This window comes from Dactylosporangium sp. NPDC049140 (assembly GCF_040648435.1).
The window spans coordinates 47188-61764 of record NZ_JBEZDS010000041.1 but is presented as its reverse complement, the minus strand read 5'-3'; the positions used below and the strand labels follow the sequence as shown (position 1 = coordinate 61764).

The following is a 14577-nucleotide window of genomic DNA, read 5'->3' as shown; positions in this document are numbered from 1 at the left end:
TCGAAGGCGGTCGGTGCGATGCCCAGTGCGCGGTGCAGCAGCGTCGCAGCGAGCGGGATCCGGCTCGACCCGCCGACCAGGAACACGCTCGCGAGCTTGTCCGGGCCGATGCCGGACACCCGCAGGGCGGTCCGGGTGGCCGCGACCGTCCGGTCGAGCACCGGCCGGGCCAGCTCCTCGAGCTGCTCGCGGCCCAGCGGCACGTCGGTCTCCAGCAGCGGCAGGTGGATGCTCGTCGTGGCCGACCGGGACAGCATCTCCTTCGCGTCGCGGACGTCCTGCCAGAGCTGGCGGTTGGCTCGCAGCTCGACCGGCCCGCCATGGCCCGAGGTCGAGGTCGATCTGCGCGTCTTGTGGCAGGACGGCGGCCCCAACCGTCAGCGTGGCCGGCAGGCGGACAAGAACGTCGTGGTGCCTCGACGCGCGACCTCCTGGGCACCGCACGGCGGAATCTGGGTCATCGGCCTCATCGGCAAGCCAGTGCTCTACGTGCTGGCCATCACGGTCGGTACGGTGATCAGCGCCGTCTGCATTATCGTTCTGAAGTCATTGCGCCATTCAGCCGAACGCCGGGTGCCCGATACGCGGCAAGGGCGAAGTGGAGCGGGCGGCCCGGGCCTGCCTGAACCCCAAGCGTAAAGTCGAGGAAGAGCCTTTAAGGAACATGTCATGGTCTCCCGAGCCTCGGCGAACGATCTGCGTGCGGATCTGGAACGTCTGGTGCATCGCCATGAGCACCCTCGGGCGGCGCGCGGGGAGATAGCTTCGTCGTGGGAGCGAAGTTTGCGTGTGGGGCTACATCCGGACACGTTCACGGCGCCGTATCAGCCGGATTTCGATCCGGCGGCGCGTTTGACGTGGGCGGCGGAGCCCGTGCTGGCCCAGTTGGCACATGATGTCGAAGGTACCGGGATCGGTGTGTTGGCATCGGACGAGCAGGGCCGGGTCGTCGCGCGCCGGGAGGACGAGCCGGCTGTCGTGCGGGTGCTCGACCGGATCGACCTGGCTCCGGGCTTCGGATACGGCGAGGCGCTGGTCGGCACGAACGGGATCGGTACCGCGATCGCGAGTGCCCGGCCTTCGACGGTGATCGGCACTGAGCATTTCGCGGAGGCGCTGACCGGCTGGGCGTGTGCGGGTTGTCCGATCATGGGTCCGGACGGGACGATCGTCGGTGTGGTCGATCTGGCGGTCGCTGTCGAGCGTGGCAATCCGCTGATGCTGGGGCTGGCCAAGCGTGCCGCGCGGGATATCGAGCAGCGGTTGCGTGCGGACTGTTCGGCGACCGAACACGCGTTGCGGGAGGAGTTCGCGACGGCCCAGCGCAGAGCGCAGGGTCCGCTGATCCTGCTCAGCCCGACCACGACGCTGGCCAATCCGGCGGCGGCGAGGTTGTTGCACAGCGCGGACCGGGAGCGCCTGTGGGATCTGATCGCCCCGGTGCTCACTGGCGGGGCGCCGGCTGCCCGGGTGCTGTGCTTGGTCGACGGTTCCTCGCTCGGTATTCGGTGGAAGCCGGTCGGGGACCGCGACCGGGTGGCCGGTGTGCTGGTCTGGCTGCGGCCGGTGTCGTCTGGCCCGGTCGTGGGCGAGGCGATGCCGCCGTCGGGGCTGGTGAGCCTGACCGCGGTGGAGCGTGCGGTGGCCGAGCTTGTGGCTGAGGGGTTGACCAATCGTGTGGTGGCGCAGCGGCTGGGGCTGTCGGCGTCGACCGTCCAGTCGTGCCTTCGCCGGGTCTTTGTCAAACTCGAGGTCCGGTCGCGGGTGCAGTTGGCCCGGACGCTGGAGCGTTCCGCGGCGAAGGCGCAGATGTTCGCCGCTCTCGACGAGGTCAAGTGCCGTATCGAGCGTGACCTGCAGGATGGGGTGCAGCAGCGGCTGGCCGGGCTGGGTCTGTCGCTGGGCCTGGCGCGTGCTTCGGTTCCGCCCGAGCGTGCCGAGCTCGCCGACGATCTTGCCAAGATCGCTCAGGGGCTGGTTGAGGCGACGGAGAGTCTCCGGGAGATTCACCGGGGTGTCTATCCGGCGACCATTGCCGGCAAGGGCCTGCGGCCGGCGATCCAGGCGTTGGCTCGCCGCTCACCGATACCGGTGCAGCTCGATCTGAGGGTCGGCGGGAGGCTCCCGCACTCGGTCGAGGTCAGTGTGTACTACCTCGTCTGTGAGGCGTTGGCGTACGTGGCCAAGCACACGAAGGCCAGTGTCGTCGACGTCTGCGTCGCGTCGTGCGAGGGCTTCCTGGATGTGACGGTACGCGGCGACGGCATCGGTGACTCCGACCCCGACGGCTCGAACCTGACCGACCTGATGGACCGTGTCGAGGCGATGGGCGGAGCGATGCGACTGGTGAGCCCTCCGGAAGCCGGGTCGTTCATGCAGATCAAGGTACCGGTCAAGGGCAGCTGACCTCCCCGACCCGAGCCGAAGGACAGCCTGCCTTGCCACCCCTCAGCCCATGACCGGGCGGTATTCGATGATCCTCGGTCGGGGTAGCGTTGGTTGATGCCGAAGGACGGCGCGCGGTGATGTCACGGGCCGCCCGCCGTCGGTGGTGTGGGAGACCCCAGAGTGCGCATTCGGGCAGGTATGCGGTTCCTGGGTGGCCTGCCAGCGTGGGTCACCGCGATCGTCGTGTTCTTCCCGGTGACATCGTCGACCGCGCCCGGTGTGGTGGAAGGCACCGCGAGCACGACCGGAACACGCACCGCGGCCGGTGAGGAGAACTTCCCGCCGCCGACCGGTGATCCCCGCATCATTCGCGCTGGCGCTCGCCTGACCACGGTCTTCGACGGCGGCTGTGTCCTCACCGCCGATGCGGCAGCCGACCGTGAGGGCAACGTGTTCTTCACCGACCTTACGCCTACCGACCGTTGCCGTGATGCGCGGAGCCACCCGGAGACCGGCGTCATCTTCAGATACAACGCAGCCGACAGGCATACGACAGTCTTCCGCTCTCCCAGCGGCCAGGCCAACGGCCTGGATTTCGACACCGACGGCAACCTTGTCGTGGCCGAGTCGGCGGACTACGGGGGCAGGCGGGTCACGAGGACCGACATGCGCACCGGGAAGAGCGTCATGCTTGCCGGCCAGTACCAAGGACGCCCGCTGAACTCCCCCAACGGCGTGAGCATCGACCAGCGGGGCCGTGTCTACTTCACCGACCCGCGGTACGAGGGACCCGAGACGGTTGACCAGCCCGTCGAAGGCGTCTACCGCATCGACCCCGACGGCTCAATCCACCGGATCATTGTCAACGTCACCAAGCCCAACGGCGTGCTCGTGTCGCCCGACCAGCGGACGCTGTACGTCACCGACTTCAACACCGGGATTCTCGACGCGCACAGGCTCACTCCGGAAGAGCAGGCCAGTGTCCCACCCCTGCAGATGACGCTCTGGGCGTACCCGCTGCACGCCGACGGCACCGTCGGAGAGCGTCGGGCGCTGGTCAACTACCTTCCGCATTTCGGTGCTGACGGCCTCTCCGCTGACGTCGATGGCAACGTGTACGTCGCGGTGCGCGACACGCAGGGGCCGGGCATCCGTGTGTACGACCCGCAGGGGCACGAGTTGGCCCGCATCCCGACCGGCAACCTGCTTCCCACGAGAGCGGTGTTCGGCACCGGCCATGAGGCGAACGTCCTGTATGTCACGGCCGGCAAGGGGCTCTACCGCATCGTGCTCAACAACCGCGGATACCACCTGCCGGCGGCTGAGCAGGGAGGAACGACGACCAGTGCGGCGGCGAGGTCTGCCGCGGTGTCGGGCATCTCCTGGCCTCCAACCGCAGTGGTCGGCGTTCTTCGTCACCCCGGCCACACTCCTGCGTTGGCACCGGCAATTGATCGCACGGCACTGGACCTACCCACACGCCCGCCCCGGGCGGCCATCAGTCGATCGGATCGCGCGCTGGTACTGCGCCTGGCTGCGGAAAACTCGACGTGGGGCCATCGCCGCGTGCAAGGCGAACTGGCTCGGCTGGGCTACCAGATCGCCGCCAGCACGGTCTGGAAGATCCTGCACCAGGGCGGGCATCGACCCGTTACCACACCGGACCGCACCGACGTGGCAGCACCGGCAAGCACGTAGCCGTGTTCGCTCAGCATCGACGCCCTGATCAACACGGCCTCCCGGACCGCGACGATCACCTACGACCCGAACTGCCGACCGTCGCTGATGGGCGACCCGGTGCGAGTTCGCCAACGGGTCGAGGGCCTTGTCGCCATCAGCGACATCGTCAAGGTCAGTCTCGACGACCTGGCGTGGCTGTAATCCCGGGCAGCAGTACGGCGAGGTCGCCGAGGCGTGGCTCGACCTGGGCGCCCGCCTGGTGGTGGTCACTCCAGGCGCGGACGGCGCCTGGGGCTACACCCGGTACCGTGCGACGCGGATCGACGCGGTGGCGGTCGACGTGATCGACACCACGGTCCTTGCGGTGCGGGTCCTGGCCTGACCGCACGCAGCCGGACGCGGCATCGCCGGGCCCTTCGGGTATCCCGGGCGTCTCGCCCGCGCCCCCGGCCGGTCGGCCCGCGGGTGGCTGACCGGCCGGGGGCGCGGCAGGGATCAGCTCGGCTGGGGAACGCGGATCTTGATGCAGTGCTTGGGCGGGTTGAAGCCCCGGTAGGCCCAGGTGCAGCCGGTGCCCCACACCGTCCCGGTGACGTGCGTGTCGGGCAGGCCGTCGATGGTGTTGTAGTCGGAGCAGTGCGACAGCGCCGACGCCGGGGTGGCGTTGAGTAAGGTTCCCGAGCCGCAGGTCGGCTCGAGGAGGGTCAGCCAGGACTCGATGAAGCGCTGCCCGCTCGGCGAGTCGTCCCATCCGAAGTAGTCGAAGTTGACGTCGCCGATGGTGATCCAGGCGCCCCAGTCCTCGCCCGAGTATCCGTCGTAGTACTTCCAGTGCGCGCCGTTGCCCTCCGTACGGATGAATTCGTCGGTGGACGACGACGGCACGTCGATGACGTTGCAGTTGGTCTTGTTGTCATGCGCGGTGGAGTCCCGGCACAGGACGGCCGTCAGGGCGTTGGTCGAGCTCGGCAGCCCGGTGACCTGCACCGTGGTTCCGCTGCCGCACGACCAGTGCTCGGTTGTCGCTGCCCCGGTCCACTTCACGTATGCGCACTTGCCGTCGGCCACCGTGTCGGTGACGTTCAGCACGAAGGCCCGCACACCGAGCGCGTCCCAGCCGTTCGCGACCAGCTTCGCGCCCGGTACGTCCAGGGTGACCTGGATGCTCGTGCCACCGGTGTACGCCCAGGAGCCGGACCAGCCGGTGCCGGAGGGAATGGCGAACGCGGCCTGGGGCGCGACCACCACTGCCGCCGCCACGGTGGCCGCGACGACGAGGACTCGAGTCAGCTTCATAGCGGGTGAGTCTGTACAGCAGCGCCGCCGGTTACCCGTGACTGTCGGTGTTATGACGGCCGCGAAGACCGCCGCGTCGCGTGCTCTCCCTCGATCCGGCGGGAGACTCACCCACGACACACCGTCATGACGCGGTCGGCAGGTGAAACGGCTCCGTGATCGGCTGCGGTTGGGCGAAGAGGAAGCCCTGCGCGGTCTCGCACCCGAGGCCGCAGGAGGTCGGCCTACGCGGTCTCGCACCCGAGGCCGCAGGAGGTCGGCCTGCGCGCGTTTCTCCACGCCCTCGACGACGATCTCGAGGCCGAGGGCGTGTCCCATGTGGACGATCGCCCCGACGATCGCGGCGGCCGAGTCGTCCTGGTCGAGCACCCGACACGACCGAGCGGTCGATCTCGGAGCACTCGTCGGCACCGTTGCCGGGATGAGCACCGCTGCCCGCGTCATCACACCTGGACGGTGGGCCCGCTGTCGGTCGCGGGATACGCCGCTGCTGTGCCGCGGGCACGGCGCAGGCCGTCGACGGACCACGGCCCGGCGCCCACCACGGCGATGGCCAGGAACGCCCAGCAGAACAGGGCCGGGGCGTCACCGCCGTTCTCCAGCGGCAGCAGCCCGTGCGGCTGGTGCACGGTGAAGTACGCGTACGCCATGGACCCGGAGGCCAGCACGGCCGCCGGTACGGTCAGGAGGCCGACCAGCACGAGCAGCCCGCACACCAGCTGGATGACGCCGGCGTACCAGCCGGGCCAGGTGCCCACCGCGGCGGCGTGCCCGCTGCCCCGGTTGCCGCCGAAGATTCCGAACACCGTCGACGCGCCGTGCAGGGCGAAGAGCAGCCCGATCACGATCCGGAACAGCGCCCAGATGGCCTCCGTAAAGCGGTTGCTGCGCATACCCGACCCTCCAGTACATCGCTCACGATATTTACAGTCATTAATGTCATAGAGGAAGCCGTGATTGATGTCAATCGATTGTCTTGATAGCTCGTGCGTGCCTGGCCGGACAGCAGTTCCGGACGTGGCGTTTGAGCCGGCTTGGCGTGCTGAGCGCGCCCTCATGGGAACCTGTGCGCGTGAACGCTGTCGCCGAGCCTGCCGGCCGGAGTGAAAGATTCGCGCTGCCGCCGGCACGGGTGCTGGGTCCGCTCACCGTCGCGGTATTGACGGCCGCATTCGCGATGCTCTGGGTGCTGACGGGCCACCTGACTCACAGTTGCGTTGAGCGTTGGCATGATCGAGGCACGGTTGACCGGTGAAGCTGTCGACCCTTCGTCGCCCGTGGCTGCCTCCGAAGTCGGCGTTCGCTGGGGTCAACCGCGTCCGCCGATCCCACAACGCAACGGCGCCTGGACTACCCTTCCGCCAATCGGCTGGTCCGCGGGCCAGCCTCCGGCGGGCGCGGGCGCGGGCCCGGTCGCGGCACGTCAATGCCGGTCGAGGACTCCTGTGTCGCAACGCCGGCTGGTGGCCCGTCATTATCGACGGAGCCACCAGGTTGTGTGCGGAGTGTCCGCCTCAGCGGGCAGCAGGGGTCGCAAGCAGGAAGGGCGTGAAGTTGTACGCCCACCCGGCGTGCGGGTCACGGATCAGTGCCTCGACGAACGAGGCCATGGCGCTGCGGTCCAGCGACGACCCTGACGCCACGGCGAGTACCGGCGCCTCCATGGTGAAGGCGATGCCGGCCATGGTGACGCCCGCGCCGGCGGACCATTGCACCTCGCGCAGCTGGCGCTGATTGTCCAGCACCAGCGCGCCGACCTTGCGACCAGCGTGGCGCAGCTGGGTCACGGTGGCGCCAGGCCGGGGCGTTCCATCCAGGTGTTCCGCAGTTCGGACAGGTGCCGGCGGGCCTGGGTCTGGCTCTAGATCCAGGGCATCGGGTCAACGGGGCGACCGCCCAGGCGTACTTCGAAGTGCAGGTGCGGCCCGGTCGAGGCGCCCGTCGATCCGACCTGACCGATCACCTGACCGGCGCTGACCTGCTGGCCGGGTTGAACCAGGATGGCTTGCTGGTGGGCGTAGCAGGTGGTGACCCGCTGCCCGTCGACCAGGCCGTGGTCGATGCAGGTGTACCTGCCGTTGCCGCCAGACCAACCGGCTCGCGTCACCCGCCCGGCGGCGGCCGCGATGATTGAAGTTCCTGCCGGTGCCGCGATATCGATGCCGGCGTGCAGCTGCCAGACGTGGTAGTAGGGGTCGAGCCGATTGCCGAACGGGCTGGTGATCCGGCCTGGCACCGGTCGGCGAAGCTTGCCACCGGCGTAGGTCGTCGCGGCAGCCGGCACGGGTGTATCGCCGGTCAGCGTTTCCCGGACACGGTCGTCGACCTGCTGCTGCAGCGACTGCGCCGCTGATTCGCTCCGCGCCAGTTCCGCCTCGCCGGAAGCGATCGCCGCGGACAGGGCGACGACCCGGCCCTGCGGGCCGTCGAGCGCGCCGCCGGACAGCGCCGATACGGTCGCCGGCGCGGCCGCGCCGGCCGGCGCGGCCAGGCTCACCGGTGCGGTGAGCAGCATGATCAGCGAGGAGACCGAGTCGAGCTGCGCCTGCGCGACCGCCAGATCGGCGCGCGTGCGCATCAGCACATTGCGCAGGTACTGGACCCGATGCTGGACCTCGTTCAGCCGGGCGACAAGACGCGCCTGGGCAGTCGTGGCCGGGTCGACCGGTGGCTGCGGGTACAGATCAGCGGCCGGGTCGTTGGCGATGATGTCACCGGCGGCGGCCGCGGTCACCGGGCCGGCCGCGTTGACGGCATCCGGCTCAGCGGCGCCCGAGGTGGGCCCGGCGGACAGTTGGGCCGGTGGTGCGGCGGACGAGCCGGGAGGACCGGGCGACGAGGTCGGCGGGGCGGTTCGAGGATGGGATGCCGCTGGTGGCTTGCCGGTGGGTAGCGGCAGCGCAGGTGGGCTCACGCCCGGGACGGGCAGCGAGGGCAGGCCCGGCAGCGCCGGCAGACGAACGCTCGCGGACGGTAAGCCGGGCAGCGGACCGGCGCCCGCCGTGGTGCTTGTCATCGTGACCAGCGCCACGGCCACCACGGCTGTCGACAGCGCTGCACTCATGTACCGCGTTGGATGGTTCATCCTGAGCCCCAGAAGCAGGTTCCTCGCAATGAATGTCTACCTGCTGTATCGGTCTGGACGTCCGATCCGTAACACACCGGTCACGAATGGCGGCGCCGGAGCAGGATGAGGCCCGCCAGCGCGCCGAGCACCAGCACCGCGCCAGCCACCGGTACCAGGTACCCCGGCCTTCGCCGCGCGCCGTCCGAAGACTGTGCGGCGTCCGAAGACTGCGCGGCGCCGGGGCGGCTCGTCGGGCTGCCACTCAAGCCCGGTATCAGGTACGCGTTGCTCGCCGCGTTGTTGGACACGTCGGCGTCGGACGGTTCCGACGTGACGTCGACGAGGTTCTGCACGAGGGCGCCGCGGGCGGCCCCCGGCTTGACGGTACCGGTGATCGTTATCTTCGGCGGTGCGGTATCGGCGTCCGGGAAGTCCACGACTCCCAGTTCACAGACCACCGTGAGCGCATCGACGACCGAGCAATGCCCTTGGCTGGCGCTCGCCGCGACGCCATCGAGGCCGACTGTCGTGGTGAATGTGAGCCGCACCCCCGTCAGACTCCCCACACCAGTGCCTGACACGAGGATCGTGTGCGTGACCAACTGCCCGCCGACCGCACCGAACGGTGTCGACGTCAGCGCGGGTACGAGATCGACGTCGCCCGACGGGACCGGAGCAACGACCGGACCCGCCAGCGCGACGGCGACGCTGATGAGACGGACAGCACGCGACGGCAGCACCCCCGCACTGTAGCCACACTCGGTTCAGCCGGTCGGTACCGTTCCGCCGGAGCTGGCCACCGCGAGCTTCGTCGACGACGCGCCTCCTCGGTGCCCTGGCCATGGCCGCCCAGCTGGGCTTACGTTCACTTCGGGGCGGTGCCGGCCGGGTACTGGCACGCCGAGCGGGCGGCGGCGGTGCGTTCCTGCGGGCTGAGCGTGGCCGCCTCCGGGGTGCCATCCGAGGTCGCCTTGGCGTCCACGACGTCCGTCGGGCCGCCGCCGCCCAGGCACGCGGCCGCGACGATGGTGACCCGCCCGCTCGCGGCCGGGCCGCCCGGCCGCCAGGTGCCGGTGAACTCGCCGCCGCCGCTCAACGCGATCTGCTGCCACTGCGGAGAGCCTGAGCTGCCCGGGTCGGCGTGGCGGGCCGCGAAGCCCACGATGTCCACGTCGCGGCCGGTGGCCCGGGCCAGGATCGCGCCGGGCTTGGCAACGTCAGCGCTGAGCTCGAGCGTGACGGCCTGGGGCGCCGGGCGTTCGCCACGGCAGCTTGCCGGCCGCAGCTGCGCGGGCGGGTTGCCGTGGATCACGGCCGAGGGCACGACGTTGCCGTCGCCCAGGATGAACCACCGCACGTCCGGGGTACCGCTGGTGGCGTCCTTCATCTTCTGCCCGCGGCAGTAACCGGTGAACCCCAGCGTGCAGCGGGCAGGCACGTCGGTCACGACGGCAGCGTCCGTGGATGCCCCGGCGCGGATCGCCACGCCGGTGCCGTAGGTCTCGCCGGTGAACGCCCGCTTGGCGGGCAGCTGCGGGCAGCCGGCGGCCACGGGCGGCGCCACCCGGTGCCTGGGCCACTTCGCGACGACGGTCACCACCACGGTTGCGAGGAGGATCGCCGCGGCCGCCACGAGCACCCGGCGGCGCACGTTGGGGGTGTTGGTCTCCTCCGGTGCGACGTCCGCAGTCGCATCCGGCGGCTCGTCGAGCGCGTGCCACCGCCGCCGCCACTGCTCGACGTCGCCGTGGCAGGCGCCGACGTACGCGAGCACGACGTCCAGGGTCGGCCGGCGCTCGCCTCGCGCGGCCTCCGAGAGCGTGGTCGCGCTGTAACCGGCGGTCTTGGCCAGCGCGCGGTAGGTCGGGTTTCCGGCGGCGGCCCGCACCTTGCGCAGTTCGTACGCGAACGACTGCAACGGCCCGGTCGACGGATCGACGGGCGTTTCCAGACGTGCCATGCCACCACCCCCGCAAATGCTGCTCGACCTGGTGCCGAAACGGATGGTGCCTGCGGCGTGCAGCGACGTCAAGCTGTTCGGGGCCGTACCAGTGGCATGAAGATGTCATCGACGATCTCGACGATTGTCGCGTCGGGCACCGGCGAGCTGGCGGGAGCCGGTTTGGTCGGGCGCGAACCGGCGGCGGTGTGGAGGGAGGCCACACCGCCGCGCGGGTCTGGGCGGGCTATCCGCAGTGTTCGGAGGGGCTGTCGTAGGAGTTCGAGCCGACCGCGCCGCCCCACTTGACGCAGGTGTTCTCGGCGGCGGCGCGCACCGGGCCCGCGTAGTAGCCGTACGCCCCGCTGTCGGTCGTCCGGGCCTTGCCCTTCACCTCGAGGTAGGCGGTCGTGGTGCCGGTGGCGCTGCCGATCCCGGTCTGCTTCACGGTCGTCACGCAGTTGCGGCCGTTGGAGGCGTTGTACAGCAGGTACACCCGGCCGGCTGTGCCCAACGCGGCCTGGTCGATGACCTGGTAGCCGTCACCGCAGATCTCGGTGGCGGTGTACGGGTTGGTCGAGCCGCCGGAGCACGAGTTGTTGGAGCGCAGCGTCTGGTTCGGGTAGCCGAACACCGTGCCGTTGAAGTACGCCCTCTGGATGTTGGACGGGTAGGAGGTGTCGGTAGTGCGCACCTCGTAGTGCAGGTGCGGGCTGATGTTGTTGCCCGGCTTGCTGGTGTTGCCGACCTCGCCGATCTTCTGGCCTTGCGCCACGTGGGCGCCCTGGCTCACGGAGCGCTTGCTCAAGTGGGCGTAGTAGCTGCGCCAGCCGCCGCCGTGGTCGATGACGATCAGGTTGCCGTAGCCGTTGGCGGAGCCCTGGTTGGCCGAGGTGAGCACGGTGCCCGCCGCCGAGGCGACGACCGTGTCGCCGTAGTCGGCGTCGGCGGTGCTGCCCCGGTTGAAGTCGATCTCCCACGAGCGGTGTGCGCTGCTGTTGTCGGAGTCGCCGTTCCAGGTCTGCCCGCACGGGAAGGGCAGCTGGAAGGCCGGTCGTACGCCCGCCGCGTTGGCCACCCCGATGCCGGCGTAGGTCATCGCGACGACGCCGCCGACGGCCACGGTCAGTACCAGCATTCTTCTTTTGCGCATGCGTTACTCCTGTCACCCACAGTGTTCGAACGGGCTGTCATATACATTGCCGTCCACCGATCCGCCCCATTTCACGCACGTGTTCTCGGCGGAGGCGCGCACGGGGCCGGCGTAGTAGGCGTACGAGCCGCTGTCGGTGTTCCGGGCCTTCCCCTTGACCTCGAGGTAGGCGGAGGTAGCCGAGGCGGTGCCGAGCTTCGTCGCTTTCACCGTGGTCACGCAGTTGCCGCCGGTGGTGGCGTCGTAGAGCAGGTAGACGGTGCCGGCCGAGCTGAGCGCGGCCTGGTCGATGACCTTGTAGCCGCCGCCGCAGATCTCGGTGGCGGTGTACGGGTTGGTGGCGCCCCCACCGGAGCCGTCCGCGAGCTGCCGCAGCTGGGCGAGCGTGCCGTGGAAGAAGTCGTGGTCGACGCCGCCGGTGATCCCGGAGACCGTGAAGGAGCTGGTGTTCTGCCAGAAGGTGTACGTCGACCAGCCGCCGGGGATGGTCGGGGTCCCCGAGGTGTACTGGGCCAGCCACAGCGGGTAGTTCTTGAAATCCTTGGAGTTGGCCATCTTGCTCTGCCAGAACGACGGGCCGGTGTAGACGATCGGCACCCGGCCGGTGAGCCGCTCGACCTCCCGCAGGAACGTCCTGGTCCAGGTGATGAGCGCGCTCGAGGAGAGCCCGCCGCTGTCCTCGATGTCGAGCACCGGCGGCAGCTGGCCGGTCAGTGAGGTGCCGGTCACGTCGATGAAGTGCCGGGCCTCGGCGAGGGCGTCGCCGGCCGAGGAGTCGGGGCGGGCGAAGTGGTACGCGCCGCGCAGCAACCCGGCCGAGTTCGCTGCGCTGCTGTTGGCGGAGTAGTGCGGGTCGGTGTAGCTCACGCCCTCGCTCGCCTTGAGGAACACGAAGCTCTCGCCGGCACTCTTGACCTTGCTCCAGTTGATCGCCCCGCGATCGTTCTGGTGGCTCGACACGTCGAGCCCCTCCACCGGACCGGACGCCTCCGCGTCCGGGGCAGTCCAGACGGTGCCGGCGGCGATCGCGCAGACTCCGGCGAACGCCAGGAGCCAGCCGCCCACGCGTCCTTTTCTCACAGGGTGTCCTTTCACCGCACGTCAATGAGTCACGTGTTTTACGACCATCGATCGGAGCAGGATGCTAACAAGCAGAAAAGTGCCCGACCCCTACTCAAGTGGCTGGCCATAATGACGCACGGTGACGACTTTAAAGGTTGCCTTTGCGCTCGTTTAGGTGGGCATTAAGAATTGTCGCTCCGGCCAATGAACGGCGTTGACCGGAATTGACCGGAGCGGCATCTTGATCCGCCGACGTCGATGCGTTCGAGGCTTGGCGGACCGTTGGCCGTGGTGTCGGCGACCCGGACAGTGTTGGTGCCGGCGACGAGGCTCACCTCCGGCGGAAACCGGAACCCGACGACTGCGCTTCACGCACGCCGAGGAGGTGGAGCCGCTGGCCGTGCTGCTGCAGCTGCCGGGCAGCACGAAGCCGGCCCGCCCGGACCAGCCGTACACCTACCTCAACAACCCCTGGCGCGGCGCGAACGTGGCCCGATGGCCGCGAACATCCAGTGGGACCTCTACGCCTGGGGCGACGTCTACCTGGTCCGGATGCTCTACAACGAGCGGGAGACGGCCTTCCCGCCGTCGTGCCGCCCGATCGCCCGGGGCAGCTTCTACTACCGGCTGAGCGAGCTGGAGCGCTGCTTCGGCCGCTGACGCCTATCCGTGGCCGCCCCGGCCCGTTCCGGGCGGCCGCCGCAGCCGGTCAGACCGCGGTGCAGGTCACTGCGATCGACTGGCGGCCGGGCGGGGTGTCCTGGGCGCGGACCGGCCTCGACCACGACGTCGTGAGCGTGCCGTCGAAGGCGAACGCGGCCCGCAGGCCGAGGTCCGTGATCAGGCAGGTCTGGGTGAACGTCACCGCCCGGCTGTCCAGGTCCGGGCCGCTGGCGGTCAGCTCGACCTCGCCCGGCACCGCCACCTGGCCGGCCAGGAGCGGGGTCTCGTCGGGGGCGGCGACGAGGGTGCCGGGCAGGTTCACCACGGGATAGCGGCGCAGCGTCCACGCCGCGGTCTTCACGTCGTGGATGTCGGCGACCGAGTCGCGCAGGCGGTACAGGCCGTCGCCGTTGCTGAAGCGGCAGTCGCCGCCGGGCTGGGCCGCCACGGCCACGCAGTGGTCGACCATAGCGTTCACGGTCTGCTGGAAGGCCGCGGTGCCGCGGCCGGTGACGGTGACCGTCGCCGCCGGCACGCGGGTCGGGCCGGAGCCGGGCCAGGCGACGATCCGGCTCGGCGCCACCGTCGCCAGGTCGCCGGGGTCGCGGTAGAGGGTGTACATGCCCGGAAACGCCAGGTAGGAAGGGCCGCCGTCCTTGTCCGCGCCAGAGCGGTCGACGCGGACGCCGTTGACCTCGAGGTACCTCACGGGGACGGTCATGAAGTGCAGCTCGGCCAGGGGCTGGTCGATCCGCCACCGGCCGTCGCGCTCGGTCAGCGCGAGCCGGAGCGCCCACCGGTCACCGCCCGGCCACACGTCCGGGACGCCCGGGGCCGCCGTCAGGTTCACGTCGACTTCGGCGGTCGCGTCGTCGCCGAACCGGTCGGTGCCGCCGACGTCGGCCCGCCAGTCGTCGCCGATCGCGGCCGGGGTGAGCAGGACGCCCGCGGCGCCGTCGGGGCGGGTGGCGCCGGCGACGCTCAGCGCGCGGTCGACGTCCTTCGCGCGGATGGCGGCCAGGTAGTTGCGCACGACGTCGGCGGGGCCGTCGGCGCGGGGCCACACCGCGTACACCACGATCCCGGCGACGACCGCTACGGCCGACCCCGCCGCCCACAACATCCGCCGCCGATTCACGACGCGATGGTACGCCAGGCCGTCCACATCGGACGCTCGACGGGCGTCAGTATGATGCCGGCGACCGGAAGGGGAACCAGGTGCGCTCGCGGCCGGCCCGCGAGCGTCCTCGGAGTTGTGTGGGTGTCGTGAAGGGGCCCGGGCGCCCGGCCGCCGGGTCCTATATCGACCCTTGCCACAACAAGCATCCG

General features: G+C 70.0%; 14 protein-coding genes and 1 pseudogene. 5 read left to right on the top strand and 10 right to left on the bottom strand.

What is annotated here, in order from left to right; translation table 11 throughout:
* Positions 1-38: 38 nt before the first annotated feature.
* A pseudogene (locus AB0B76_RS43315) lies at positions 39-257 on the bottom strand (Hsp70 family protein); the annotation flags it as partial.
* Between AB0B76_RS43315 and AB0B76_RS43310 the strand changes: the two are divergent.
* The 4 genes from AB0B76_RS43310 (at position 229) to AB0B76_RS43295 (ending at position 4450) form a co-directional block, all read left to right on the top strand.
* The gene (locus AB0B76_RS43310; RefSeq protein ID WP_360386994.1) at positions 229-639 is read left to right on the top strand and encodes a hypothetical protein; all 411 of its coding nucleotides are present in this window, start codon (positions 229-231) and stop codon (positions 637-639) included. The pseudogene AB0B76_RS43315 and the gene AB0B76_RS43310 sit on opposite strands and share 29 nt — an antisense overlap.
* A 30-nt stretch (positions 640-669) precedes the next feature.
* Complete coding sequence (locus AB0B76_RS43305; RefSeq protein WP_360386991.1) at positions 670-2406, top strand: LuxR C-terminal-related transcriptional regulator; 1737 nt, start codon at positions 670-672, stop codon at positions 2404-2406.
* A gap of 180 nt (positions 2407-2586) precedes the next feature.
* Positions 2587-4086 carry an SMP-30/gluconolactonase/LRE family protein gene (locus AB0B76_RS43300; RefSeq protein WP_360386988.1) on the top strand — a complete coding sequence of 500 codons (1500 nt, stop codon included), beginning with the start codon at positions 2587-2589 and terminating at the stop codon, positions 4084-4086.
* 127 nt (positions 4087-4213) lie between these two features.
* Positions 4214-4450 carry a hypothetical protein gene (locus AB0B76_RS43295; protein ID WP_360386985.1) on the top strand — a complete coding sequence of 79 codons (237 nt, stop codon included), beginning with the start codon at positions 4214-4216 and terminating at the stop codon, positions 4448-4450.
* A 113-nt stretch (positions 4451-4563) separates the two neighbouring features.
* Here AB0B76_RS43295 and AB0B76_RS43290 read toward each other — a convergent pair whose 3' ends face one another.
* The 8 genes from AB0B76_RS43290 to AB0B76_RS43255 form a co-directional block, all read right to left on the bottom strand.
* Positions 4564-5364 carry a hypothetical protein gene (locus AB0B76_RS43290; RefSeq protein ID WP_360386983.1) on the bottom strand — a complete coding sequence of 267 codons (801 nt, stop codon included), beginning with the start codon at positions 5362-5364 and terminating at the stop codon, positions 4564-4566.
* A gap of 443 nt (positions 5365-5807) precedes the next feature.
* Complete coding sequence (locus tag AB0B76_RS43285) at positions 5808-6257, bottom strand: DoxX family protein (RefSeq protein ID WP_360386980.1); 450 nt, start codon at positions 6255-6257, stop codon at positions 5808-5810.
* Between the two features lie 621 nt (positions 6258-6878).
* Entirely contained in the window at positions 6879-7151 is a 273-nt protein-coding gene (locus AB0B76_RS43280) for a hypothetical protein (protein WP_360386978.1), read from the bottom strand.
* Between the two features lie 74 nt (positions 7152-7225).
* A complete protein-coding gene (locus tag AB0B76_RS43275) occupies positions 7226-8098 on the bottom strand; it encodes a M23 family metallopeptidase (protein WP_360386975.1) in 873 nt (290 codons plus the stop codon).
* A 431-nt stretch (positions 8099-8529) separates the two neighbouring features.
* Positions 8530-9171 carry a hypothetical protein gene (locus AB0B76_RS43270; protein WP_360386972.1) on the bottom strand — a complete coding sequence of 214 codons (642 nt, stop codon included), beginning with the start codon at positions 9169-9171 and terminating at the stop codon, positions 8530-8532.
* Positions 9172-9296: 125 nt separating this feature from the next.
* On the bottom strand, positions 9297-10391 hold the full coding sequence (locus AB0B76_RS43265; protein WP_360386969.1) for a helix-turn-helix transcriptional regulator: 1095 nt from the start codon (positions 10389-10391) through the stop codon (positions 9297-9299).
* Between the two features lie 226 nt (positions 10392-10617).
* A complete protein-coding gene (locus AB0B76_RS43260; protein ID WP_360386966.1) occupies positions 10618-11523 on the bottom strand; it encodes a M23 family metallopeptidase in 906 nt (301 codons plus the stop codon).
* A gap of 12 nt (positions 11524-11535) precedes the next feature.
* Positions 11536-12603, bottom strand: a complete 1068-nt coding sequence (locus AB0B76_RS43255) for a GH25 family lysozyme (RefSeq protein ID WP_360386963.1) — start codon at positions 12601-12603, stop codon at positions 11536-11538.
* Positions 12604-13080: 477 nt separating this feature from the next.
* Between AB0B76_RS43255 and AB0B76_RS43250 the strand changes: the two genes are divergently transcribed.
* The gene (locus tag AB0B76_RS43250; RefSeq protein WP_360386960.1) at positions 13081-13245 is read left to right on the top strand and encodes a hypothetical protein; all 165 of its coding nucleotides are present in this window, start codon (positions 13081-13083) and stop codon (positions 13243-13245) included.
* A gap of 49 nt (positions 13246-13294) precedes the next feature.
* On the opposite strand, the gene AB0B76_RS43245 is transcribed toward AB0B76_RS43250, so the two are convergent.
* Complete coding sequence (locus tag AB0B76_RS43245) at positions 13295-14386, bottom strand: hypothetical protein (RefSeq protein ID WP_360386957.1); 1092 nt, start codon at positions 14384-14386, stop codon at positions 13295-13297.
* Between the last annotated feature and the right edge of the window lie 191 nt (positions 14387-14577).

Excerpts from the sequence above, each read along its gene's own strand:
- AB0B76_RS43310 (WP_360386994.1), top strand. The coding sequence starts at position 229 with ATGCTCGTCGTGGCCGACCGGGACAGCATCTCCTTCGCGTCGCGGACG.
- AB0B76_RS43305 (WP_360386991.1), top strand. The coding sequence starts at position 670 with ATGGTCTCCCGAGCCTCGGCGAACGATCTGCGTGCGGATCTGGAACGT.
- AB0B76_RS43300 (WP_360386988.1), top strand. The coding sequence starts at position 2,587 with ATGCGGTTCCTGGGTGGCCTGCCAGCGTGGGTCACCGCGATCGTCGTG.
- AB0B76_RS43290 (WP_360386983.1), bottom strand. The coding sequence starts at position 5,364 with ATGAAGCTGACTCGAGTCCTCGTCGTCGCGGCCACCGTGGCGGCGGCA.
- AB0B76_RS43285 (WP_360386980.1), bottom strand. The coding sequence starts at position 6,257 with ATGCGCAGCAACCGCTTTACGGAGGCCATCTGGGCGCTGTTCCGGATC.
- AB0B76_RS43265 (WP_360386969.1), bottom strand. The coding sequence starts at position 10,391 with ATGGCACGTCTGGAAACGCCCGTCGATCCGTCGACCGGGCCGTTGCAG.
- AB0B76_RS43260 (WP_360386966.1), bottom strand. The coding sequence starts at position 11,523 with ATGCGCAAAAGAAGAATGCTGGTACTGACCGTGGCCGTCGGCGGCGTC.
- AB0B76_RS43250 (WP_360386960.1), top strand. The coding sequence starts at position 13,081 with ATGGCCGCGAACATCCAGTGGGACCTCTACGCCTGGGGCGACGTCTAC.